The organism is Mesorhizobium sp. M0800, assembly GCF_040320095.1.
Classification (GTDB): Bacteria; Pseudomonadota; Alphaproteobacteria; order Rhizobiales; family Rhizobiaceae; genus Mesorhizobium.
Genome location: NZ_JAMYOZ010000016.1, coordinates 82,391 through 105,047, shown reverse-complemented (window position 1 = coordinate 105,047; position 22,657 = coordinate 82,391). Strand labels below are relative to the sequence as shown.

The following is a 22,657-nucleotide window of genomic DNA, read 5'->3' as shown; positions in this document are numbered from 1 at the left end:
CTCTGCAGCTACAGCCGGTGCTGAATGAGCGCCCTGGTCTCGGCGATTCTGTCCTCATTCCGGCGATAGAATATCCACTGCTTGATGCGCTTGCTGCGCAAAAGCCCTGCCTGGGTGAGCACGCGCATATGCTCGCTGAGCGTTGCCTGGGTGATCCCCAGCTTTTCCGCGATCAGCAGCGCGCAGACGCCGTCCTCGACCAGATCGCCGTCCGCCTGCAGCGGAAAATGCGCGCGCGGGTCCTTGAGCCAATCGAGGATCTGGAGCCTGCGCTCGTTGGCAATCGCTTTGAAGACATCAACTTCTTGCATTTAGGCACTTTGCCAAGTTACCAGGTAATGTCAACTCTGAATGTCAACTCTGGGAGTGAAACCATGCTGCACGGCCACACGATCACACGCGAGCGCATTGCGGCGATAGAACCCCGCATCCGGCCCTTCGTGCGCCACACGCCGGTGCTGCGCGTCGACATGGCCGATTTCGGCCGCCCGCCTCTGCCTGTCGACCTGAAGCTTGAGTGCTTGCAGCATTCCGGCTCGTTCAAGGCACGTGGTGCGTTCACCAATCTCCTCGAACGGCCGGTTCCTGCCGCCGGCGTCGTCGCCGCATCGGGCGGCAACCACGGTGCCGCCGTCGCCTATGCCGCCATGCGGCTCGGCCACAAGGCGACTATCTTTGTTCCCGAAGTGAGCCCGCAGGCCAAGCTGGACCGCATCCGCGGCTACGGCGCCGAGCTGATCGTCGGCGGCGCCCGTTATGCCGAGGCGCTGGCCGCCAGCGAGAGCTTCGCCGAAAAATCCGGCGCGCTGCAGATCCACGCCTTCAACCAGGAGGAGACGTTGGTCGGGCAAGGCACGCTCGGCCTCGAGATCGAGGCCGACCTGCCGAAGCTCGACACCCTGCTGGTCGCCGTCGGCGGCGGCGGGCTGATCGGCGGCATCGCTGCCTGGTTTTCCGGCCGCATCAGGATAATCGCGGTCGAGCCGGAGGGTGCGCCGACGCTTCATCGCGCCTTCGAGGCGGGCCGACCCGTCGACGCGCCGGCTGAGGGCATCGCCGCCGATTCGCTCGCGCCAAAGCGTGTCGGCGAAATGATGTTTCCTATCGCCGAGGCATTCGTCGAGCGCTCGATCCTGGTCGGCGACGACGACATTATCGCCGCCCAGGCGGCGCTGTGGGACCGCGTGCGAATCATCTCCGAGCCGGGCGGTGCGGCCGCCTTCGCGGCGCTCCTGTCCGGCCGCTACGCACCGGCTGCAGGCGAGCGCGTTGCCGTACTGGTCTGCGGCGCAAACGCCAATCCGGCAAAATTCTGATAATATCCGGGGCATTATTGTTCACGTTTTGGGGAACCGCCTCGCCTTCGCCGTGTTTGTTGGTATCCTGAGGGCGATGTGCATCCGCTTGGACGCACGAAGTACGCGCTAAGATTTTAGGTCTTCGCATCGTGCTTCCCGAAAATCGACTTTTCGGGCCCATGCGATAGACTCGTGAGGCCTGGGCTATCCCGCCCGGCCAGGAAGGGCCGATGACACAACGACCCATTTTCACCAGCGATCGCAGTCTGGCCAGGCGCCTTGCCTTGAGCCGGCTGGGCACGCAGGTCTCGATAATCATCGAACGCGGCTGGCCATTGCTGCTGCCACTGATCATCGTCGCCAGCCTGTTCCTCAGCATTTCGTGGCTCGGCCTGTTCCCATTTTTGCCCGATCTGGCGCGGATCGGTCTTATCACGGCATTCGGCGTCGTAGCGCTTGCCGCACTCTATCCACTGCGTTTCTTCCGCACGCCATCCAGTGCCGAGGTCGACCGCCGCATCGAGGCGGCCAACCGATTGCTGCACAGCCCGGTGCAGGTCCAGACCGATCGCCCGAGCGGCAAGGAAAGCATTTTTTCGCAAGCCCTGTGGCGCGAGCATCAGCGGCGCATGGCGGACCGGCTGGGCGAGCTTGGCGGCGACGTGCCGCGCACACGCGTGCCGGAACGCGACCCGTGGGCACTGCGCGCCGTTGCCGCGCTTTTGTTGGTCACTGCCTTTGCCTTCTCCTTCGGGCCATCGGGCGGCAGGCTGAGCGACGGTTTTGTTGCCCGTACCGCCCGCGACGTCGTGCCGCCGCGCATTGATGCCTGGGTGACGCCGCCGGCCTATACCGGCAGGCCGCCGGTATTCCTGAACGCCCCGGTCCTGGCCAACAACGCCACTCAAGCGCCGCCGACCTTCACGGTTCCGGAGGGCAGCGATGTGTCGCTGCGCGTCACCGGCGGTTCGGGCGAGGAAACGCTGAGCTACGCCGACACCGGCGGCAACACCCGCGCCATCGATCCGACCGGGCCGCAAGCCGCCAAGACTGAGGCAAGTCCGGCAACGCCTTCCACCGTGCGCCAGTTCAGCGGCAAGTTAACGGCCGACGGCACGCTGACGCTGCAGTCCAGCGACGGCGAGCTCGGCCGCTGGGCCTTCGCCATAATTCCCGACAAGCCGCCGCAGATCCGCTTTGTCGGCGAGCCGAAGCGCGCCGTCAACGGCGCCTTCGAACTCAACTACCAGATCGACGACGACTATGGCGCGGCCTCCGCCAAGGCGGTTTTCGCATTGGCCGATCCGCAAGTGCCCAACGCGCATCCGCTCTATGGCCCGCCGGAAATGCCGCTGACGTTGCCGCGCCGCGGCGGCAAGGCCAATGCCGCTAAGACGACGAAGGACCTGACCGACCATGTCTGGGCAGGTGGCAACGTCAAGCTGTCGCTTGTCGCCACCGACGGTGCCGGACACACGGCGACCAGCGAAACCAAGACGCTGGTGATGCCGGAGCGGCCATTCTCCAACCCGTTGGCGCGGGCTGTGGTCGAGCAGCGCCGCATACTGGCGCTCGACGCCTATGCCAAGGACCGCGTGCTCGACCTGATGGATGCAATCACGCTCAGGCCGGAAGACACGTTCGACAACATGGCGCACTACCTCGCCATCATGAGCGCCCGCACCCGGCTGAAGATGGCAGACAGCGACGACCAGTTGCGCGACGAGGTCGCTTACCTCTGGGAGATCGCGCTCGGCATTGAGGAAGGCAATCTGTCGGCGGCCGAGAAGCGGCTGCGCCAGGCGCAGCAGGCGCTGCAGGATGCGATCAAGAACGGCGCCAGCGACCAAGAGATCGAGAAGGCGATGAAGGAACTGCGCGAGGCGATGAACCAGTTCCTGCAGGAATTCGCGGCGCGGGCGCAGCAGAATCCGAATGCGCCACAGATGCAGCAGAACGGTCAGGAACTGCGCCAGAGCGACATCGACCGCATGATGGACCAGATCGAGAACCTGGCGAAATCCGGCAATCGCGACCAGGCGCAGCAATTGCTGTCCGAGTTGCAGGACATGATGAACAATCTGCAGGCAGGCCGCCAGCAACAAGGCGGCCAGCAAGACAGCGAGATGCGCCAGCAGATGGACAAGCTGGGCGAGATCATGCGGCGCCAGCAGGAGATGATGAACGACACTTTCCGTATGGACCAGATGCAGCGCGGCCAGCAACAGCGCGGGCAGAACCGCGACGAGCAGCTCGGCGAGAACGGTGAGCCAGACCCGATGGGCGAAGAGGGCAAACCCGGCCCGGGTGACGACCGCGATCCGCTCGGCCGGCCGAAGCCGATGACGCCGCAGGAATTTGCTGATGCGCTGAAGCAATTGCAGGAAGGCCAGGGCAAGCTGCAGGGCGAGCTCGATCAATTGAGGAAGAGCCTCGAAGGCATGGGCCTCGACCCCAACGAGGGGTTTGGCGAGGCCGGCAAATCCATGGGCAATGCCGAACAGGCGCTCGGCGAGGGCGAAGGCGATCAGGCCGTCGGTCACCAGGGCCGCGCATTGGAAGCCTTGCGCAGGGGCGCCAAGGACATGATGAAGCAACTGCAGGCGATGCAAGGCGACCAGGGCGGCAACGGGCAGGGCGGACGCCAGCAGAATGCCGACCGTGACCCGCTCGGGCGGCCCCGCACCAGCGAGGGTCCCGATGACGGAAGTTCGGTGAGAGTGCCCGACGAGATCGATGTGCAGCGTGCCCGCCAGATCCTCGAAGCGATCCGCAAGCGGCTCGGCAACGCACTCAGCCCCGATATCGAGCGCAGCTATCTGGAGCGGTTGCTGGAGCTGAAGTAAGGCTGCCCCCCAATATTCGGAAGATCGCCGTGCGGTCCGTGGAGGCCGCCGCCGCCGGACTGAGCGGCACGTTTTAACGGTTGGCGAACGCCTCGCGGATCGCCTCTTCCATGCCGTCGATGGCCTCGCCGGAAGCGTTCGGATTGCGCCGCAGCACCACGTTCGAGGAATCGATGTCGCCGAACCCGTCGGCGACCGTAAGCTCGCGGCAGCCGGCCGGGATGTTGCTGCGCGAGATCGGCGCGATCGCCAACCCGGAGGTGACGGCGAGCCGCAGGCCGCCATTGGTATCGCTGGTGTAGGCGACACGATAGGCGAGACCGCGCTGTTCCAGCGACTTTATGGCGAAATCCTTGCACCAACCGGCACGGTTGTAGAGCGCGATCGGCACCGGCCGCTCCTCATGCATGTGATGCAACTCCGACGTCACCCATACGGTCGGGTCATGCATCAGCACCTCACCGCCTGACAGATCCTGCCATTCGAACACCACCGCCAGATCGAGCTCGCCGGCGGCGAGCGCCGCGATCTGCGCACCGGAATGCGCGTAGCGGACGGTGATGTCGACCTGAGGATGGCGCTTGGCAAAGGCGCCGAGTGCCCGCGACAGGATCGCGTGGCCATATTCCTCCGGGATACCGATGCGCACCGGCCCGCCAAGCGGCGCCGCGACCATCGATGCCGCCGTCTCGTCGAGCAGTGAAACGATGCGCCTGGCGTTGGCGATGAGTTCGCCGCCGCGCTGCGTCAACGCTACACCGCGCGACCCGCGCTCGAACAGGCTGTCGCCGATCATGCCTTCGAGCCTCTTCATCTGCATCGAGACCGCCGACTGGGTGCGGCCGGCCCGCTCCGCCGCTTTGGTGAAATTGCCGGTGTCGGCGACCGCCACGAAGGTGCGCAACAGGTCGCTGTCGAGATTGGGTCGCATGTGCCCGCCATAAGAAAATCTGATTGCTGGCATCATTCCAATTCGTTTGCAACATGTCAAACGGCGGACGATAGTCGCCTTACCCATTGGATATGCGGCCGCGAAATCGGCTGCGGACCAATCAAAAGTCCTCACTCGTACCCGCTGCCCGAAACGGTGGCGGGTTCTTTTTACCCGGATGCAGGCCTGCTTTCGGCCGCGCACGCGGGAGACAGGAGCGCCTATGCAGAATCGGCTTGTGCTCGGCATCCTCAGCCTCTGTCTCGGCGTGCTGGTCTTTTCGCTGCAGGACCCGCTGGTCAAGGCGGTGTCGAGCCACTATCCGGTCACCGAGGTGATGGCGATCCGCTCGATCGTCGCCCTGCCGATCCTGGTTTTCCTTGTCCACGCCGATGTCGGATTGCAGGCGATCCTGTCGAAGCGGTTCGGCATGCTGACGATGCGCGCCTTCATCCAGTTCACCTCCTATACGGCCTACTACCTGGCAATCGCCGCCCTGCCGCTGGCTGACGCGGTGGCGCTCTATTTCATGGCGCCGCTGTTCATCATGGCGTTGGCCGGCCCCTATCTCGGCGAACGCGCGACCTGGCAGGCGCTCGCCACCGTCCTGGTCGGCATGCTCGGCGTGCTGGTGATGGTGCGCCCGGGCGCCGGCTTGTTCGACTGGGCAGCGCTGCTGTCGCTAGGTTCGGCTCTGCTCTACGGTTTCTCGCAGCTGATGGCACGCAAGATCGGCGACACCGAATCCTCGACCGTCATGGCTTTCTATCAGAACGGCGCCTATCTGGTCGGCGCCGCCTTGGCGGCGGCATTGTTTTGGCTGGCAGACATTGACCACGCCGTGCATCCGAGTCTCGAATTCCTCGTCCGGCCATGGGTCTGGCCGGCGACGCCGGATCTCCTCAAGATGGGGGCATGCGGCTTCGTTGCCTCGGCCGGCATGATCCTGTTGTCGCAGGCCTACCGGCTGGCGCCCGCCAACAGCGTCGCCACCTTCGAATACACCGGTATCATCTGGTCGCCGCTATGGGGTTTTCTGTTCTTTGCCGAAGTGCCGCGACCAGCGACGGCGGCAGGCGCAGCCCTCATCATCGGCGCGGGCCTGTTTGCCCTCAATGCCAGCCGGCGCCGGAGCGGCGCGCCAGCCATTGCGGCGACCTGCGACCCCGCCTGAAGGCGGTCGGCCTTGGGCTTAGGCGAAGCAGGCGAGCGCCTGTTCGACGCGGGCGCGGATTTCAGCCAGCGTGAACGGCTTTTGCACGACGTCGAGAATAATGCCATCCAATTCCTCGGCGCGCTCGCGCTGGTCGGCATAGCCGGTCATTAGCATGATCTTCATCGCCGGGAACAGCGCCGCTGCCGCCTTGGCCATCTCGATGCCGTCCATCTCCGGCATGCGGATGTCGGACAGCACAAGGTCGTAGCTCCCTTGCGCCGTCCGGATCAGAGAAAGGCCATGTGCGCCGTCGGCGGCAACTGTGACATTATGCCCGGCGCGCTCGAGCGCACGAGCGGCGAGAGTGCGGACGGATTCATCGTCCTCGACGATCAGGAGCTTTGCCATGGGCAGGATATTTGGCGGGGAAAAGTTGATGTTTCCTGAAGGCGCCAAGGGTCGATGAGGCCTTTTCAGAATTCGCTCCGGCGAGTCAGATGGCGTGGTTTTCGAGAACCGGAGCGGAGCGGACGTTCGAGTCGGAGAGCACCGGCAGGTGGCCGCCGGAGTAGAATTATCAAAAGGCCTCAAGCGTCGCCCTTGACGATGCCGACGAAGGGCAATTCCCGAAACGCGTGGGCGACGTCCATGCCATAACCGACGACGAAATAATCGGGGCAGTCAAAGCCGACATAGTCGGCGTTGAGCGTGGTCTGGCGGCGCATGCGCTTGTCGAGCAGCACGGCGATGGCACAGCTCCTCGCGCCGCGCGACAGCATGAGGTCGCGGGTGAAACTCAGTGTCTTGCCGGATTCCAGAATGTCGTCGATCAAAAGCACATCGCGGCCGGCGACCTCGTTGTCGATGTCGCGCAGCACCCTCACCTCACCGCTGGTCGTGCCGGCGCCATAGCTCGAGATGAAGATGAACTCGACCTCCGGCGACAGGCCGACATCGTGCATGGCACGGATAAGATCGGCGGCGAAGATGAACGATCCCTTCAGCACCGAAATTACCAGAAGGTCGTGGTAGTCGTGCCCGGCGATCTCCTTGGCAAGTTCCAGGTTCCGCCGCGCGATGGCGGACGCCGAAAACAGGACTTCGATGTCCTTGCCGCGCACAACTGGCATTGGCTGCCCTTCCAGAATGATCGCCTTTGTAGGCGAAGCCGACCGAAAACGGTCTTCAACCTGTTTCTAGGCATGTCGAGCCGGCTGGCAAGGCCAAATCTTTCGCAGGACGCCCGCGAACGGTCGGGTGTCCGCAGCGCGTCGCGAATCGTTTATCTGGTGACCTGTTGATTTTCTGGTGCCGCTCTAACGAACCAGCGCGTGGCCGCCCGAAATCCAGAAGGCGGCAAAGGCGGCACCGACGCCGACAATCCAGAAGATCGGCCCACCATGCACCCACAACGGCCGTTCGACGGCGGTTTCGGGCTTGCGCAACATGTCCATGCCTTCGATCGAAGGCATGGACATCATGCGCGCAGGCGGCGGCGCAAAGTCTGGACGTGTAAAATGGCGGGGCAGCACCTCATAATCGGCATCGATGACCTCGGCGGTCACGTCGCGCATGATGCGTTCCGGCTCGGCGGCCGGATCGGTCATGATTTCGCCGGAAACCGGGCGCGCGGTTCGATCCTCAGCCATCATGGCCCAACACTACCGCACCTGTTCGCTGTTCGTTTCTTTTGGGTAAACGGAAATGGTTAACGCTTCCCCACCGGAACCCCTGTGACTCGCTCGAAAAGCCCCCAAATTAACCGTCGGTTAACCATGCCGGCCGATGGTCTTTCCACAGAAAGGGCTGGCATCTTGCCGCCGAGAATTTCAGGTCGTCGAAAGTGATCCGCTTCGAAAATGTCGGCCTCCGCTATGGCATGGGTCCGGAGATTCTCCGCGACATCTCCTTGCACATTCCGGAGCGCTCCTTTCAGTTCCTGAGCGGACCTTCAGGCGCCGGCAAGACGACGTTGCTGCGGCTTTTGTTCATGTCGCTGAAGCCGACGCGCGGCCTGATCACCATTTTCGGCAAGGACCGCTCGCGCATCTCGCGTACCGAATTGCCGCATCTGAGACGTCGCATCGGCGTGGTGTTCCAGGATTTTCGCCTGCTCGACCATATGACCACCTACGAGAACGTGGCCTTGCCGCTGCGCGTGCGCGGCCGCGAGGAGGCGACCTATCGCACTGACGTCACCGAGCTGCTGAAATGGGTCGGCCTCGGCGAGCGCATGCATGTGCTGCCGCCGGTGCTGTCTGGCGGCGAGAAGCAGCGCGCCGCCATCGCCCGGGCGTTGATCGAGCAGCCCGAGATCCTGCTCGCCGACGAGCCGACCGGCAATGTCGACCCGCCGCTGGCACGACGCTTGCTGCGGTTGTTCATCGAGCTCAACCGGCTGGGCACCGCCGTGGTGATCGCCACACACGACCTCGGCCTGATGGAACAGGTCGACGCACGGCGAATGATCCTGGCCGGCGGAAGGCTGGACATCTATGACTGACCTTCCCGCCGAACACCTCCAGGATCAGGGCATCGAGGAGGCCGGGATAAAACCCCGCGCCCAGCGCAAGATGGCGCCGATCGTGCCGGCGCAGAACATCGCCGGCCGGGCGCTGGTGCTGGTCATCGCCATCATGACGTTTCTGTCCTGCCTGACGTTTGGCGCCGTCACGCTGGTGCGTGACACCGCCTCCGTCTGGGAGAACCAGATCTCGCGCGAGGCGACCATCCAGATCAAGCCGGTCGACGGCCTCGACATGGAGGCCGCACTTGCGCTGGCCTCGCAGATCGCCGGCGAATTCCCTGGCGTGAAAAGCGCCCGGATCGTCGACCGCGAAGCGACGGCCCGGCTGCTCGAGCCTTGGCTGGGCTCGGGCCTGAACATCGATGAGCTGCCGGTGCCGCGCTTGATCATCATCACCATCGATGAGAACAACCCGCCCGATTTCGCCGCACTGCGCGCGGCAATCACGCCGAAGCTGCCGAGTGCCTCGCTCGACGATCATCGCACCTGGGTCGACCGGCTGGTTGCCATGGCCCGCACCACGGTAACGATCGGTGTCGCAGTGCTGGCGCTGATGCTGTCGGCGACGGTGCTGACCGTTGTGTTCGCAACGCGCGGCGCCATGGCCGGCAATGGTCACATCATCGAGGTGCTGCATTTTGTCGGCGCCGAGGCGCGCTTCATCGCGCGCGAATTCCGCCGGCATTTTCTGGTCACTGGCATGAAGGGCGCCGCGGCAGGCGGCGCCGCGGCGATCCTGGTCTTCATCGTCTTCTCCTGGTGGTCGTCACGCAACATGGCAACGCCGCAGGCCGACCAGGCGACCGCCCTGTTCGGCAATTTCGCCATCGGCTCGGCGGGTTATCTCGGGGTCGCTGTCATGGTGCTGGTGATCGGCGCGCTGACGGCGGCAACCTCCCATTTCACCGTGGTTACCTATCTCAGCGACATCGACATTCGCCAGCCGGACGCCGGCTAAAGGAAAGATCGATCACGGATGAAAACGCATCGTCACGAAAATTGCATTTTTTTCCTACCAAAGGCCGTATTTCGGGATTAACCATTTCATGATGGACGTTCGGGACTCGACCGATACCGCTGGATGCATGCCAGTGCTGGTTGCGCGCCCGCCTGTATTCGCCGAGCCTGATGAATTTGCCAAGCCGGGTCAGTTCGCCAAACATCGGCGGCTGCTGGCAGCCCGCTCCTTGCGCATCTCGGCTCTCCTTCTGCTCGCCTTTATGGCGCTGTTTGTCGCCGGCTTCGGCTGGTTCGCCAATACCGTCAGCCGCCTGACTACGCCCGCCAATCCGGCAAGGGCCGACGCTATCATCGTGCTGACCGGCGGCCAGTCGCGCCTCGACGCTGCGATGGGCCTGCTTGCGTTAGGCAAGGGCGAGCGGCTGCTGATCAGCGGCGTCCATCCCTCCGCCAGCCGCCGCCAGCTTCAGGCCGCGACCGGCGGCGACAAGAGGCTGTTTTCCTGCTGCGTCGACATCGACCGCGCCGCGCTCGACACGATCGGCAATGCCGAGGAAAGTGCCAAATGGGTCGAGGACCATGCCTACGGCACCGTCATTCTCGTCACCAATAATTATCATATGCCGCGTAGCTTGCTGGAAATGGGCCGGCTGCTGCACGGCGCCAGGCTCGAGCCCTATCCGGTGGTCAACACCAACCTCGAGAATGGCGGCTGGCTGACCAAGCCGGAAGCGCTGCGCGTGCTGTTCACCGAATACAACAAATACCTGCTGGCGCTGGCGCGCGGCATCATGCCGGCGAAGCAATCGCCCAACGGCGTCACGCTGGCCGACGCCGCGGGCGGAAGCTGAACGGCACCGGCACTTTTATTCCCTAGCTCTTATTCCTTGGCTGCTGCATCTGATCGCAAGCGTGCGATCTCCTGTTCGAGCCGTTCGATGCGCTTGTCGCGTTCGCCCAGCGCCGCCGCCACGTCGGCCGCTTCGAAACGCTGCGGGATGTGCTGCGAGCAATTTGAATCCCAAGCCGAAACCGTAAACAGGATAACCTGCTCGGGTCGCGCCTTATAGTCTTGCGGCATCAGCTTTGCCGTCAGCTCGGCATCGCCCTCGACGACGCGCGCCCTGCCCCAGATCTTGATGCGCTGCCGGTGCGCATAATCGATCAGGAATAGGAAAGCCGGTGGGTTGTCGCTGAGGTTGCCCTGGGTGATGAACTGCCTGTTGCCGGAAAAATCGGCAAAGCCGATCGTCCGTTCGTCGAGCACCGTGAGGAAACCGGCAGGCCCGCCGCGATGCTGGATGTAAGGCTGCCCGTCCGCATTGGCGGTCGACAGAAAGACGCTGGTCTGCGCCTCGATGAAGGCGGCGAGATCGGGCGTGATTGCCGCCTGCCAGCCGCCACGCTCCTCGACACGGGCATAGGCCTGGCGCGAGCCCTTGCGCGCCTGAATCGCCTTCACCGTCGGGGTGAAAGCAACATCGCTGGTGTGAGCGTTCATGGAAGCCTCCTCAAGCGCCAAGCTGCGCTGCATTGCTAGTCAGGAAATAGGTCCTTCCATCTTCGAGATGCAGATGCCAATATCTGCAATCTATCCTTCCGTTTTTCGGGAGGGCAAATTTTCGGGAGAGCTATGGATCGCCTCCAGTCCATGTCGCTTTTCGTTGCCGCGGCGGAGACAGGCAGCCTCTCGGCTGCCGGGCGCCGCTTCGGCATTCCGCTGACGACGGTCAGCCGCAAGGTTTCGGACCTGGAAAAGCACCTGAAGACACGGCTGTTGAACCGCTCGGCGCGGCAGCTGTCGCTGACCGATGCAGGCCACGCCTATCTCGCCGCCTGTCGTCGCATTCTCGATGAGGTCGGCGAGGCCGAGCGAATAGCCGCCGGCGAATACAGCGCCCCGACCGGCGAGCTGATCGTCACTGCGCCGATCGTCTTCGGCCGCCTGCATGTGCTGCCGGTCGTCACCAGCTTCCTCTCCGTCTATCCTGAGGTAGGTGTGCGGCTGACACTCGCCGACCGGATAACCCAGTTGGTCGAAGAGCACATCGACCTCGCCATCCGCATCGGCGAGCTTGCCGATTCGAGCCTGATCGCCACCCGCCTGGGTTCAATCCGCCGCGTCGTTTGCGCGAGCCCGGCCTATCTCGCCGAGCACGGCACACCGAAAACGCCGCAGGAGCTTGCAGCACACAGTGCCATCACCTTCGAAGGGCTCACCGCCGCAGCCTGGAGCTTCGCCACCGGCAAGGCCGAATTCGCCGTGCCGGTCCGCTCCAGGCTACGGGTCAACACCGCTGAGGCAGCGATCGATGCGGCGATTGCCGGCGTCGGCGTGACGAGGCTGCTTTCCTACCAGATCGCCGCCGCGGTTCGGTCGGGTACGCTGCGCCCGGTGCTGCAAGAGTTTGAGCCAGACCCATGGCCGGTGAGCCTCGTCCATGCCGGCCAGGGGCTGCTGCCGGTGAAGCTGCGCGCATTCCTCGACTTCGCCGCCCCGCGCCTGAGACAGCGCTTGCTGCAGGCGGCGTGGCAAACGTGACGAAGACGGCCCATCGCAAAACCGGAACCGATCATCGGCCTCGCAGCGTTTCCTTTTTGCCGGCGCTTGGTGTAACCAACGCACACCTCCTCACCGGGCACTTGCTGTATGCTCCATATCCGCTCGCTGGCATTCAATCTCGCCTTTTACCTCAATCTGATCGTCCAGATGATCCTCTGGACCCCGTATTATTTCCTGTCGCCGCGCCATCGCGCCTGGTTCGTGCCGAAATTCTGGTCGCGCACCAGCATGTGGCTCTACGACAAGATCGCCGGCACCAGAAGCGAGATCACCGGCCAGGAGAACCTGCCTGAAGGCTCCTTCATCCTGGCGCCGAAGCACCAGTCCTTCTGGGACACGATCGCTTTCCTGCCTTATCTCGACGATCCCGTTTACATATTGAAACGGGAGCTGACCTGGATCCCGTTCTTCGGCTGGTACATTTTGAAGATGCGGATGATTCCTGTCGACCGCGGCAGCCGCTCGAAGGCATTGAAGACGGTGATCGCCGCGACCAAACAGGAATTGGCGCGCAATCCGCGCCAGCTGATCATCTATCCCGAGGGCACCCGCCGGGCGCCGGGCGACGAACCGGTCTACAAATACGGCATCGTCGAACTCTACGCGCAACTTGGCATTCCGGTGGTGCCGGTCGCTCACGTCGCCGGCCTCTATTGGCCGCGCCGCAAATTCCTGCGCTATCCCGGCACGATCAAGGCGCGCTTCCTGCCACCGATCCCGCCCGGGCTCGGCAAGGACGAATTTATGCAACGGCTGATCGGCGAGACGGAGGCCGCCTGCGACCAGCTCCTCGTCGAAGCGTCGCAGACGCCGAACCCGCCGCCGATGCCGCCGACGGCGGTGAAACGGCTTGGTGAGCTGGACGCGAAACCTGAATTGAAAGGCTGAGACACCCGCCGCGGATGCCAGAAAGGCTCACGGCAAGGCAGCCAGGGCGGCTGTTGCAACCAGCGTCACGGCAAACACCACATTGATGATCCGCGACGCCAGCGGTTTGCGCAGCAAACGTGCAAAAGCCGCGCCGGCGAGAAGCCACAAGAGATGAATGGCAACAATCATCAAGGCGAGGACCGCCAGCTTGGCTGAAATAGCAAGACCGCCGGCGCCGGAAGACGCGCCGGCAAACACGGCGGCAATCGCCACATAGGCTTTCGGATTGGCAACGGCCAGAAGGAACCCGCCCAGGAAAGTGGGAAGCGCCGCCCCACCAATGCGTGCCGCCAGTGGCGGCGCCGTCGCTATCTTGAACGCCAGATAGAGGATGTAGGCTGCTGACGCGACCGCCAACAGCGCTGCGAGCTTCGGCAGCGCGGTGAGAACGGCCATGATGCCCGTCGCCACCACCAAAAGCACGAGGACCGTCCCGACAACGATTCCCGAGGCATAACGGAGCGAATCGCGCAGGCCGAACGCGGCGCCGATCGCGGTGACACTTATCGTCGCCGGCCCCGGGCTGCCCATAACGATGGCCGATGCCAGCACAAGCGCCAGCAATTGCTGCCATAGCTGCTGATCGAGAAGACCCTGTCCGGCCATGCGGCGTCCCTGCATCCTGTGACGAGGCAGGGACGGTAGGGCAAGGCAGCGGCGCCGGTCTTGAACGATCGTGCGCGGCTATGCGCTGGCCTTGTCGAGCTCGGCGATATCGTCCGGGCTGAGCTGCAACGACGCGGCACGCACCAGGCTGTCGAGCTGGTCGAGCGTCGTCGCGCTGGCGATCGGAGCGGTGACGCCGGGCCGTGCCATGACCCAGGCAAGCGCCACTTCCGCTGGCTTGGCCGAATGTCTGGCTGAAACGGCATCGAGCGCTGAGAGAATGCGCATGCCACGGGTGTTGAGATAGCCTTTCACACCGCCACCGCGCGGGCTTTTGCCGAGATCGGCTTCGCTGCCGTACTTGCCGCTCAGAAACCCCTTGGCGAGGCTGAAATAGGTGATGACGCCGATGTCCTCGGCCGCGCACAGATCGCGCAGCGGACCATCGAAGGACGAGCGGTCGTAGAGATTGTATTCCGGCTGCAGCACCTCGTAGCGCGGCAGGCCGCGCAGGCTTGCTACGTCAAGTGCGGCCCGCAACTGGGCGGCGTCGAGGTTGGAAGCGCCGGCATAACGGATTTTGCCCTTGTCGAGCAGTTTCTGGTAGGCGCCGAGCGTTTCTTCATAGGGAGTGGCCGGATCAGGCCAGTGCGACAGATAGAGATCGATTGTATCGACCTGCAGCCGCTTCAGCGAGGCGTCGATGGCCTTTTCGATATAGGCGGCGGACAGGTCCCTCTTGCCCTGTCCCATATCCGAACCGACCTTGGTGATAACGACAACCTTGTCGCGGTTGCCGCGGCTTTTCATCCATTTGCCGATAATGGTTTCGGATTCGCCGCCCTCGTGGCCGGCAATCCAGCGCGAATAGGAATCGGCCGTGTCGATGGCGTTGAGGCCAGCGTCGACAAAGCGGTCGAGGAGGTCGAACGAGGTTTTCTCATCGGCGGTCCAGCCGAACACATTGCCGCCCAGGACCAATGGCGCGATGGATAGGTCGGTGCGACCGAGACGACGCTTCTGCAAGGCTGATCTCCATGGTGATTCATGCTGGGGCGGGTGGGAGCCGCCGACCGAGCTAACCTATGTCGCACCGTGGCAACGTCAAACGCATAGCCTCTTTTCCAGCCCGCCGGCGCTTCACAAAACCGCGACCCGCCGCGCCGTGTCGGGCTTCAAGACGCTGTCCCGAATTTCCAAACCAGTACCCTCTGAGGAAACAATCTGGCAAGTTTAGCACATAGATTGTCAAATCTGCCAATTCAGACCTTTGCCGGCCGGCCATAGGTTCCGCGGCGCCGACGCAAATCTCGGCACGGTCTGGCCAAGCCCGGACTGTTTGCCCCGGATCGTTTGTTGTGGAGACCGGAATGAAAGCAATTGTATTTGACGCCATCGGCTCGCCGCGCGACGTGCTCTATGTGGACGACCTGCCGATGCCGCGGATTGGCGACGGCGAGGTGCTGGTCAGGATGGTCTCGGCCTCGATCAATCCGGGCGACTTCCTGTTTATCCAGAACCTCTATCCCGAACCGAAGAAGCCGCATTTTCCCCGGCAGATCGCGGGAAACCATGGCGCCGGCATCGTCGAAGCCGTTGGCGCGGACGTTTTGCTGGAACCGGGCACGCTTGTCGCATTCAGCTATTATGGCAGTTGGGCCGAGTACGCGGCCATCCCCGCCGAATGGCTGATCCCGTTGCCTGCCGGCTATCCGGTCGAACGCGCCGGGCAGATGGTGAACCCCATTACCGCGTGGGATCTGCTGGTGGATTCCCGTGTGCGGCCTGGCCAGTGGCTGGCTGTCACGGCCGGCTATTCGTCGATTTCGACAATGGTGATGCAGTTCGCCCAACGACGCGGTATCAACGTCATCGCGCTGGTGCGGCGCTCGCACCAAAGCTTCGATCTGAAGACGCTTGGCGCCGCCGCCATTCTTGACCTTTCTGACTTGAAGGCAAGTATCCGGGAAGCGGTGATGGATATCACCGGTGGCGCCGGATTGAACGGGATTATCGACAATGTCGGCGGACCTGTCAGCGGCGAATTGATCCGCACCCTGGCGCTCGGCGGGCAGATGGTGATCAATGGCGGCATGAGTGCCGAGCGCTTCGAACTGCACAATTTCGATGTGTTGCTGAGCGGCGTCGAGATCAGGGCGAATATCTATCGCTATTTCTTTTCGCCGCCGGTCGAAGCCGACCGGCCTGTGCTACGCGAGATCATCGACATCTTCGGCCAGCCCGGCTTCCACGTTCCTGTCGGCGGTCTCCACCCGCTGACCGAGTTCAAGCTTGCCGTGGCAAACAGCCTGGATCGCGCCGATCTTGGAAAACAGATTTTCAGGATGTAGCCCAGACCACGACGCCGAAAACATCATGGTCAACGATAAAGACGCTACGTCGCGATCCGTCTTGTCACCTCTTCCAGCCAGTGGTCGCTGATACCCAGTGCTTCGAGGTGCTCCAGCGTGCTGAGCACGTAGTCCTCATTCCTCCCCGACTGGCCGACGGCGCCGCCAACGACGGCCGCCGCCTCGGCCGCGTCGAGCGCACCGGCATATTGCTCATGGCTGCGGTCCACGACATAGGCGACGGCGTCGACCGTCTTGCCCCCATCCGTTTCAGCCTTGTCGAGGCGAACGCTGAGCACACGTTCGAGATAGACGTTGGTGACCAGTTCGCGCTCGCGCAGATAGGTGATGACCTCGTTGCGCAGCTCGCCTGGAACCCGGAACGCCAGCCCGATGCAGGAGCCTCCGCGGTCGAGGCCGAGCACAAGGCCGGGCCGTTCGCGCGTGCCGCGATGCACGAAAGAATAGACGCAGAGCGAACGGCGGTAGCCATGCAGGCGGGCGCGCCGCATCTCGACATGCGCGAATCCCGGTCGCCAGATCAGTGAGCCGTAGCCAAAAACCCAAAAATCGCCCATATCGCCAAGCCTGATTGTGACGAACCACCCACCGGTGGTGTTTCAGTCCGTCTACCTGTTGTTGCCGCAAGCGACAGCCCACCCGTGCCACCCCGCGTTAACGAAAGCCGCAGCATGACGTCAAGTGACGAGCGCCCGCCGCCCAGCCAACGTCGCCGCCTGTTGTGGCTTGCCGCTTTCATTCTCGTGCTGTTCGGCATCTACAGCGCGGGCTGGTTCTACCTGGCGGACCTGGTCGAGAGCGCAACCAAAAAGGCGGTCGCCGATCTCGACGACAAAGGCATCAAGGCCGACTGCGCCAATCTCGCGGTCAGCGGCTATCCCTTCAGCTTCACCGTTTCCTGCGACAGCCTGGCTTACGAGGACGACAGCCGCAACGTCGCGGCATCAACAGGCAAGATCAACGCCGCCACGCAGATCACTCGGCTTCTGTCGCCTGCCGCCGAGCTCAGGGGGCCGCTCAGGACCTCGGTTCCCGGCATGACCCCGCTCTGGATCGACTGGGATGATTTGCAAGCCGGCATAAAGCTGTCCTGGCCGCTGCCGAGGCGCCTCTCGCTGCAGGCAGAAGGCCTGTCCGGCCAGACCGATCCGGCAGACGACACCGATCCCGTCTCGCTGTTCAGCGCCGGAACTGCCATCGGGCAATTGCGCCCAAACGGCCCGGACATCGACTATGCCGGCAATTTCACCGATCTCGAAATCGACGCGGCGGCCATCGACGGGCGCGTCTTGCCGCCGCTCGACGGCAGCGGCGACGTGACGCTGAAGAACGGCGTCACGCTGATCAAGGCAAATCCGAAGAGCCTGCGCGGCCAGGCCGCCGAAATCCACGAGCTCGATCTGTCGTCCGGAACTGCGCGCATCACCGTTTCCGGACCGCTGTCGGTCGATGACGACGGTCTCATAAATGCCGACCTGACGATCAGGCTCAATGATCCGAAGGCCGTGGCGGCAATCCTCGCCACCGCCATCCCCGAGCAGAAGAAACAGATCCAAACCGGCTTTGCCGGACTGGCGCTGCTCGGCAACCAGCCGTCGATGCCGCTGAAGATCGTCAGAGGCAAGGCCTCGCTTGGCTTCATCCCGCTCGGCAAGATCAAGCCGCTCGACTAGAGCAATTCCAGGAAAAGTGTGAAACGGTTTTCCGTCCGGAATTGCGCAAAGAGATAGAGCGGTTCGGCGTTTCTGTGAAACGATGAACCGCTCTAAGCCGGGCCGGCCTGCGATCGGCCTGCCGCGGCCTATCCCTTCGGCGGATGTTCGATCGCCTGGCGGCCGAAATCCGGTACGTCGATGTCCTGGCCGGCCTCGATAATCGAGCGGCGGACGGCGCGGGTGCGGGTGAACAGGTCGAACAGCTTTTCGCCGTCGCCCCAGCGGATCGCCCGCTGCAGCGAGGACAGATCCTCGGAAAACCGCGCCAGCATTTCGAGAATGGCGTCCTTGTTGTGCAGGCAGACGTCGCGCCACATGGTCGGGTCGGACGCCGCGAGACGGGTGAAGTCGCGAAAGCCGGAAGCCGAGTATTTGATGACCTCGGACTTGGTCACCGACTCCAGATCGTCGGCGGTACCGACGATGTTGTAAGCGATGATATGCGGCAGGTGCGAAACGATGGCCAGCGTCATGTCGTGATGCTGCGGGTCCATGGTGTCGATGTTGGAGCCGCAGCGGCGCCAGAATTCCGAGAGCTTTTCCAGTGCTGCGGGATCGGTGCCGGGCAGCGGCGTGAAAATGCACCAGCGGTTCTCGAACAGTTCGGCAAAACCGGCGTCCGGTCCCGATTTTTCGGTGCCGGCCAAAGGATGGCCGGGGATGAAGTGCACGCCATCAGGCACGTGCGGCTGCATCTGCGCGATCACCGACGCCTTGGTCGAGCCGACATCGGTGAGGATGGCGCCCTTCTTCAGCGCCGGCGCGATCTCTGCGGCGACCGTGCCTGAAGAGCCGACCGGCACCGAAACGATAACCAGATCAGCATCGCGAACCGCCTCTTTCGCATCGTTCGTATAGGTGTCGCCAAGGCCGAGTTGGCTCGCGCGTGCCAGCGTCGCGTCGCTGCGCGTCGAAATCGCGACTTGGCCGGCGAGTCCCTCGCGGCGGATGACGCGGGCCAGCGACGAGCCGATCAGGCCGATGCCGACCAGCGCGATCTTTTCGAACATCGGTGAGGTCATGGTGTTCTAGCTTTTCAGGAATGTCGCGAGTGCTGCGACAACGCCGCGATTGGCCTCTTCGGTGCCGATGCTCATGCGCAGCGCGTTCGGAAAGCCGTAGCCGGAAACGCGCCGCAATATGTAGCCGCGCGCACCGAGGTAGTCGTCGGCGGCCGCCGCCGAATGCTTTTTGCCCTCGGGAAAGTGGATGAGGATGAAATTGCCGACGCTCGGCGTCACCCGCAGCCCGAGCCCGCTCAGTTGCTCGCTCAGCCAGGCTAGCCAGGTCTCGTTGTGCACGACGCTGCGTTCGATATGGGCGCGGTCGTGGATCGCCGCGATGCCGGCCTCGATCGCCGTCGCATTGACGTTGAAAGGCCCGCGCACGCGGTTGATGGCGTCGATGACGTGCATTGGCGCATACATCCAGCCGATCCGCGCCCCGCCCAGGCCCAATTTGGAGAAAGTGCGGGTCATGACCACGTTTTCCGCGCTGCCCACCAACTCGACGCCGGCTTCATAATCGTTTCGCCGGACATATTCGGCGTAAGCTGCATCCAGCACCAGAAGCACGTTTCGCGGCAGGCCGGCATGCAGGCGGCGCACCTCCTGGAACGGCACGTAGGTGCCGGTTGGATTGTTTGGATTGGCAAGGAAGATGATCCGGGTAGCCGGCGTCACCGCGGCGAGGATCGCATCGATGTCGGCGCGTTCATCGGTCTCCTTGACCGTTACCGGGACGGCACCGGCCGACTGTATGTAGATCTTGTAGACCATGAAGCCGTGTTCGGTGATGATGGCTTCGTCGCCGGGTGCGAGATAGGTCTGCGCCAGCAGGCCCAGAATCTCGTCGGAGCCGTTGGAGCAGACGATGTTCGCCGGGTTGAGCCCGTGCACCTCGGCGATCGCTTCCCTCAGGCGCCTGGCGCTGCCGTCGGGATAGACCGCGAGCTTGTCGGCGACCGCGCGCGCGGCCTCTATCGCCTTTGGCGAAGGACCGAGCGGGTTCTCGTTCGCCGACAATTTATGGACCTTGGCGACACCTTCAGGCGCCGCGCTCTTGCCGGGCACATAGGCTTCGATGTCCATGATGCCGGCGCGGGGCCTTGGACGTGTCTGATCCGGTGTCTGGCTCATTTCATGAAATCCGTCGAGAGTGCCTCCATCCGGAGGCCGCAGCGGAAATACAAGCCGTGGCCCGGAATGTCGAGGGGCGGCAATTCGGGATCAAGAACTTGCCGTTGACGAAGCCATGCGTCGGTCCTAGAAGAGCAGCAACAGTTCCGTGGTGATTTGGCCGGTCGGCTTGCAGCCACGTTAAACAACTTGCTAAAGGGCCGTTTGCATCTTGTAACCGGCTTTGCGAAGGCATGGCCGGTTTTTTGTTGCCCTGACTGGCTGTTGCTCGGACCGGTGGACAACTGAAGGCCGGGCAAGGAGATGTAATGGTCGCTTTGCGCGCGCGAAAAACCAACAACGAGGCCGACCAGCCGTCGAGCCCGGTGTTGCGTTTCGGCGCCGACAAGCCGCTCAAGCTCGACGCCGGCACGCTGCTGTCGCCGTTCCAGATCGCCTACCAAACCTATGGCACGCTCAACGACGCCCGCTCCAACGCCATCCTCGTCTGCCATGCGCTGACCGGCGACCAGCACGTCGCCAACACCAATCCCGTGACCGGCAAGCCGGGCTGGTGGGAAGTGCTGATCGGCCCCGGCAAGATCATCGATACCGACCGTTTCTTCGTCATCTCGTCAAACGTCATCGGCGGCTGTCTCGGCTCCACCGGCCCCGCCTCGACAAACCCCGCCACCGCCAAGCCCTACGGGCTCGACCTGCCGATCATCACCATCCGCGACATGGTGCGGGCGCAGTTGATGCTGATCGAGCATTTCGGCATCGAACAGCTGTTCAGCGTGCTGGGCGGCTCGATGGGCGGCATGCAGGTGCTGCAATGGGCTTCCAGCTATCCCGAGCGCGTCTTCTCGGCGCTGCCGATCGCCACCGGCGCCCGCCATTCCTCGCAGAACATCGCCTTCCACGAGGTCGGCAGGCAGGCAGTGATGGCCGACCCGGACTGGCACGGTGGCAAATATTTCGAGCATGGCAAGCGGCCGGAAAAAGGGCTGGCGGTGGCGCGCATGGCCGCCCACATCACCTATCTGTCGGAAGCAGCGCTGCACCGCAAGTTCGGCCGCAACCTGCAGGACCGCGAAGCGCTGACCTTCGGTTTCGATGCCGACTTCCAGATCGAGAGCTATCTGCGCCATCAGGGCATGACCTTCGTCGATCGCTTCGATGCCAACTCCTATCTCTACATGACCCGGGCGATGGACTATTTCGATCTCGCCGCCGACCATGGCGGCCGGCTGGCCGATGCCTTCGCCGGCACCAAGACGCGCTTCTGCCTGGTTTCGTTCACCAGCGACTGGCTGTTCCCGACCGAAGAGAGCCGCTCGGTCGTCCACGCGCTGAACGCGGCCGGCGCCTCGGTATCGTTCGTCGAAATCGAGACCGACCGCGGCCACGACGCCTTTCTGCTCGACGAGCCCGAACTGTTCGCCGCCATCAAAGGCTTCATCGCCTCGGCCGCCCGGGCAAGAGGGCTCGGCGCATGACCCCAAAAAGTTGCAGGCTTTTCGGATCAGGACCATGCGCCAGGCATCAGCGCATGACCCCGAAAAGTTGCAGACTTTTCGGATCAGGATCATGCGCCAGGCAAGAGCCGAACGCATGAGCGTCAACCGCGCCCAGCGCGTCGACCTCGAAGTCGTCGCCGATCTCATCCCGCCGCAGTCGCGGGTGCTGGATGTCGGTTCCGGCGATGGCCTGCTGCTCGAATTGCTGCAGGCGACCAAGAAGGTCGATGGCCGCGGGCTGGAACTGTCGCAGCGCGGCGTCAACGAATGCGTGGCGCGTGGCCTGTCGGTCATCCAGGGCGATGCCGACAAGGATCTCCAATTCTATCCCGACAAGGGCTTCGACTTCGTCGTCTTGTCGCAGACCTTGCAGGCGACACGCAATCCGAAGCTGGTGCTCGACGAACTGCTCCGGATCGGCAACCGCGCCATCGTCTCATTCCCGAATTTCGGCCACTGGCGGGTGCGCTTTTCGTTGCTCTTCAACGGCCGCATGCCGGTGACCAGGGACCTGCCCTATTCCTGGTATGACACCCCCAACATCCATTTCTGCACCATTCGCGATTTCGTCAATCTGTGCGACGAGCTTGGCGCGACGGTGGAAAAGGCGACCGCGCTCGACGCCAATGGCCAGCGGATCGGCTTCTCGATGCCGTGGTGGTTCTGGAATTTTTTCGGCCAGCAGGCGGTGTTTCTGCTGAAACGATAAGAGCCAATCGTCGCAGATCGTCCCCTTATTCGAGAACGTCGGTGGCCTTGTGCGGATGCGCAACGCCATCGACCAGGACCACGTCGGACTGAGAATTCTCGGTGCGCAGCGGCAAGATCTCCTGATAGGGCCGCGAGCGGTACCATGCGCGCGCCTGCTGCATGTCTGGAAATTCGATCATGACGAGGTGGCCCGGCCAGGTGTTTTCAACGACTTCCACCTCGCCTCCGTGCACCACGAAGCGGCCGCCAAACGGTTCCAGCGTTTCATCGATCTTGTGCAGGTACTCGACGATCTGCGGCCCCGGCGTGACCTGGCGCATATGGGCGACGGCGTAGGCGGTCATGGCGTATCTCCTTGTGGTCGAAGGCCGGACAACCGGCTTGATGGGAGCAGTTTGCCGAGAC

At 63.4% G+C, this 22,657-nt stretch carries 24 protein-coding genes and 1 riboswitch; of the genes, 12 read left to right on the top strand and 12 right to left on the bottom strand.

Features of this window, described 5'->3' with window-relative positions; genetic code table 11:
* Positions 1-8 precede the first annotated feature (8 nt).
* Complete coding sequence (locus NKI18_RS19515; protein WP_353020283.1) at positions 9-311, bottom strand: ArsR/SmtB family transcription factor; 303 nt, start codon at positions 309-311, stop codon at positions 9-11.
* Positions 312-374: 63 nt separating this feature from the next.
* Between NKI18_RS19515 and NKI18_RS19510 the strand changes: the two genes are divergently transcribed.
* Both NKI18_RS19510 and NKI18_RS19505 read left to right on the top strand, forming a co-directional pair.
* Positions 375-1,316, top strand: a complete 942-nt coding sequence (locus NKI18_RS19510) for a threonine/serine dehydratase (protein ID WP_352618926.1) — start codon at positions 375-377, stop codon at positions 1,314-1,316.
* Positions 1,317-1,528: 212 nt separating this feature from the next.
* Positions 1,529-4,144 carry a TIGR02302 family protein gene (locus NKI18_RS19505; protein WP_352618924.1) on the top strand — a complete coding sequence of 872 codons (2,616 nt, stop codon included), beginning with the start codon at positions 1,529-1,531 and terminating at the stop codon, positions 4,142-4,144.
* Positions 4,145-4,217: 73 nt separating this feature from the next.
* On the opposite strand, the gene NKI18_RS19500 is transcribed toward NKI18_RS19505, so the two are convergent.
* On the bottom strand, positions 4,218-5,075 hold the full coding sequence (locus NKI18_RS19500; protein WP_352618922.1) for a LysR family transcriptional regulator: 858 nt from the start codon (positions 5,073-5,075) through the stop codon (positions 4,218-4,220).
* 223 nt (positions 5,076-5,298) lie between these two features.
* Between NKI18_RS19500 and NKI18_RS19495 the strand changes: the two genes are divergently transcribed.
* Complete coding sequence (locus tag NKI18_RS19495) at positions 5,299-6,249, top strand: DMT family transporter (protein WP_352618920.1); 951 nt, start codon at positions 5,299-5,301, stop codon at positions 6,247-6,249.
* Between the two features lie 18 nt (positions 6,250-6,267).
* Here NKI18_RS19495 and NKI18_RS19490 read toward each other — a convergent pair whose 3' ends face one another.
* The 3 genes from NKI18_RS19490 to NKI18_RS19480 all read right to left on the bottom strand — a co-directional run bounded on the left by NKI18_RS19490 (position 6,268) and on the right by NKI18_RS19480 (position 7,838).
* A complete protein-coding gene (locus NKI18_RS19490) occupies positions 6,268-6,639 on the bottom strand; it encodes a response regulator (protein WP_352570563.1) in 372 nt (123 codons plus the stop codon).
* Between the two features lie 179 nt (positions 6,640-6,818).
* On the bottom strand, positions 6,819-7,361 hold the full coding sequence (hpt, locus tag NKI18_RS19485; RefSeq protein ID WP_254816654.1) for a hypoxanthine phosphoribosyltransferase: 543 nt from the start codon (positions 7,359-7,361) through the stop codon (positions 6,819-6,821).
* A gap of 186 nt (positions 7,362-7,547) precedes the next feature.
* Positions 7,548-7,838, bottom strand: coding sequence for a hypothetical protein (locus NKI18_RS19480; protein WP_352618918.1), 291 nt, complete (start codon positions 7,836-7,838; stop codon positions 7,548-7,550).
* 236 nt (positions 7,839-8,074) lie between these two features.
* On the opposite strand from NKI18_RS19480, the gene ftsE reads away from it, so the two are divergent.
* The 3 genes from ftsE (at position 8,075) to NKI18_RS19465 (ending at position 10,569) form a co-directional block, all read left to right on the top strand.
* On the top strand, positions 8,075-8,734 hold the full coding sequence (gene ftsE, locus NKI18_RS19475) for a cell division ATP-binding protein FtsE (RefSeq protein ID WP_023677923.1): 660 nt from the start codon (positions 8,075-8,077) through the stop codon (positions 8,732-8,734).
* Entirely contained in the window at positions 8,727-9,716 is a 990-nt protein-coding gene (locus NKI18_RS19470; protein WP_353020279.1) for a cell division protein FtsX, read from the top strand. The genes ftsE and NKI18_RS19470 overlap by 8 nt, the downstream gene beginning before the upstream one ends.
* 262 nt (positions 9,717-9,978) lie before the next feature.
* Positions 9,979-10,569 (top strand): YdcF family protein, encoded by a 591-nt coding sequence (locus tag NKI18_RS19465; RefSeq protein ID WP_502900723.1) that lies wholly within the window; start codon positions 9,979-9,981, stop codon positions 10,567-10,569.
* A 29-nt stretch (positions 10,570-10,598) separates the two neighbouring features.
* On the opposite strand, the gene NKI18_RS19460 is transcribed toward NKI18_RS19465, so the two are convergent.
* Positions 10,599-11,219, bottom strand: a complete 621-nt coding sequence (locus tag NKI18_RS19460; RefSeq protein ID WP_352618913.1) for a pyridoxamine 5'-phosphate oxidase family protein — start codon at positions 11,217-11,219, stop codon at positions 10,599-10,601.
* Positions 11,220-11,351: 132 nt separating this feature from the next.
* Between NKI18_RS19460 and NKI18_RS19455 the strand changes: the two genes are divergently transcribed.
* Together NKI18_RS19455 and NKI18_RS19450 are read left to right on the top strand one after the other, a co-directional pair.
* Entirely contained in the window at positions 11,352-12,260 is a 909-nt protein-coding gene (locus NKI18_RS19455; protein ID WP_352618911.1) for a LysR family transcriptional regulator, read from the top strand.
* A 108-nt stretch (positions 12,261-12,368) separates the two neighbouring features.
* Positions 12,369-13,169, top strand: a complete 801-nt coding sequence (locus tag NKI18_RS19450) for a lysophospholipid acyltransferase family protein (RefSeq protein ID WP_352618909.1) — start codon at positions 12,369-12,371, stop codon at positions 13,167-13,169.
* Between the two features lie 27 nt (positions 13,170-13,196).
* Here NKI18_RS19450 and NKI18_RS19445 read toward each other — a convergent pair whose 3' ends face one another.
* A complete protein-coding gene (locus tag NKI18_RS19445; RefSeq protein ID WP_352618907.1) occupies positions 13,197-13,817 on the bottom strand; it encodes a LysE family transporter in 621 nt (206 codons plus the stop codon).
* A gap of 78 nt (positions 13,818-13,895) precedes the next feature.
* Positions 13,896-14,843 carry an aldo/keto reductase gene (locus tag NKI18_RS19440; protein ID WP_352618905.1) on the bottom strand — a complete coding sequence of 316 codons (948 nt, stop codon included), beginning with the start codon at positions 14,841-14,843 and terminating at the stop codon, positions 13,896-13,898.
* Positions 14,844-15,187: 344 nt separating this feature from the next.
* Between NKI18_RS19440 and NKI18_RS19435 the strand changes: the two genes are divergently transcribed.
* Positions 15,188-16,168, top strand: a complete 981-nt coding sequence (locus NKI18_RS19435; RefSeq protein ID WP_352618903.1) for a quinone oxidoreductase family protein — start codon at positions 15,188-15,190, stop codon at positions 16,166-16,168.
* Between the two features lie 44 nt (positions 16,169-16,212).
* Here the strand turns inward: NKI18_RS19435 and NKI18_RS19430 are convergent, their stop codons facing one another.
* Positions 16,213-16,746 carry a gamma-glutamylcyclotransferase gene (locus NKI18_RS19430; RefSeq protein WP_352618901.1) on the bottom strand — a complete coding sequence of 178 codons (534 nt, stop codon included), beginning with the start codon at positions 16,744-16,746 and terminating at the stop codon, positions 16,213-16,215.
* Positions 16,747-16,860: 114 nt separating this feature from the next.
* On the opposite strand from NKI18_RS19430, the gene NKI18_RS19425 reads away from it, so the two are divergent.
* The gene (locus NKI18_RS19425; RefSeq protein ID WP_352618899.1) at positions 16,861-17,862 is read left to right on the top strand and encodes a DUF2125 domain-containing protein; all 1,002 of its coding nucleotides are present in this window, start codon (positions 16,861-16,863) and stop codon (positions 17,860-17,862) included.
* Positions 17,863-17,990: 128 nt separating this feature from the next.
* On the opposite strand, the gene NKI18_RS19420 is transcribed toward NKI18_RS19425, so the two are convergent.
* Positions 17,991-18,926 carry a prephenate/arogenate dehydrogenase family protein gene (locus tag NKI18_RS19420; RefSeq protein WP_352618897.1) on the bottom strand — a complete coding sequence of 312 codons (936 nt, stop codon included), beginning with the start codon at positions 18,924-18,926 and terminating at the stop codon, positions 17,991-17,993.
* A gap of 6 nt (positions 18,927-18,932) precedes the next feature.
* Positions 18,933-20,042: a histidinol-phosphate transaminase gene (gene hisC, locus NKI18_RS19415; RefSeq protein ID WP_352618895.1), complete on the bottom strand. Its 1,110-nt coding sequence runs from the start codon at positions 20,040-20,042 to the stop codon at positions 18,933-18,935.
* Between the two features lie 138 nt (positions 20,043-20,180).
* Positions 20,181-20,258: riboswitch (SAM riboswitch) on the top strand.
* A gap of 92 nt (positions 20,259-20,350) precedes the next feature.
* Here hisC and metX point away from each other — a divergent pair.
* Together metX and metW are read left to right on the top strand one after the other, a co-directional pair.
* On the top strand, positions 20,351-21,520 hold the full coding sequence (gene metX, locus NKI18_RS19410) for a homoserine O-acetyltransferase MetX (RefSeq protein WP_352618893.1): 1,170 nt from the start codon (positions 20,351-20,353) through the stop codon (positions 21,518-21,520).
* A 115-nt stretch (positions 21,521-21,635) separates the two neighbouring features.
* A complete protein-coding gene (gene metW, locus NKI18_RS19405) occupies positions 21,636-22,250 on the top strand; it encodes a methionine biosynthesis protein MetW (protein ID WP_023677909.1) in 615 nt (204 codons plus the stop codon).
* Between the two features lie 25 nt (positions 22,251-22,275).
* Here the strand turns inward: metW and NKI18_RS19400 are convergent, their stop codons facing one another.
* Positions 22,276-22,596, bottom strand: a complete 321-nt coding sequence (locus NKI18_RS19400) for a DUF1330 domain-containing protein (RefSeq protein WP_353020274.1) — start codon at positions 22,594-22,596, stop codon at positions 22,276-22,278.
* Between the last annotated feature and the right edge of the window lie 61 nt (positions 22,597-22,657).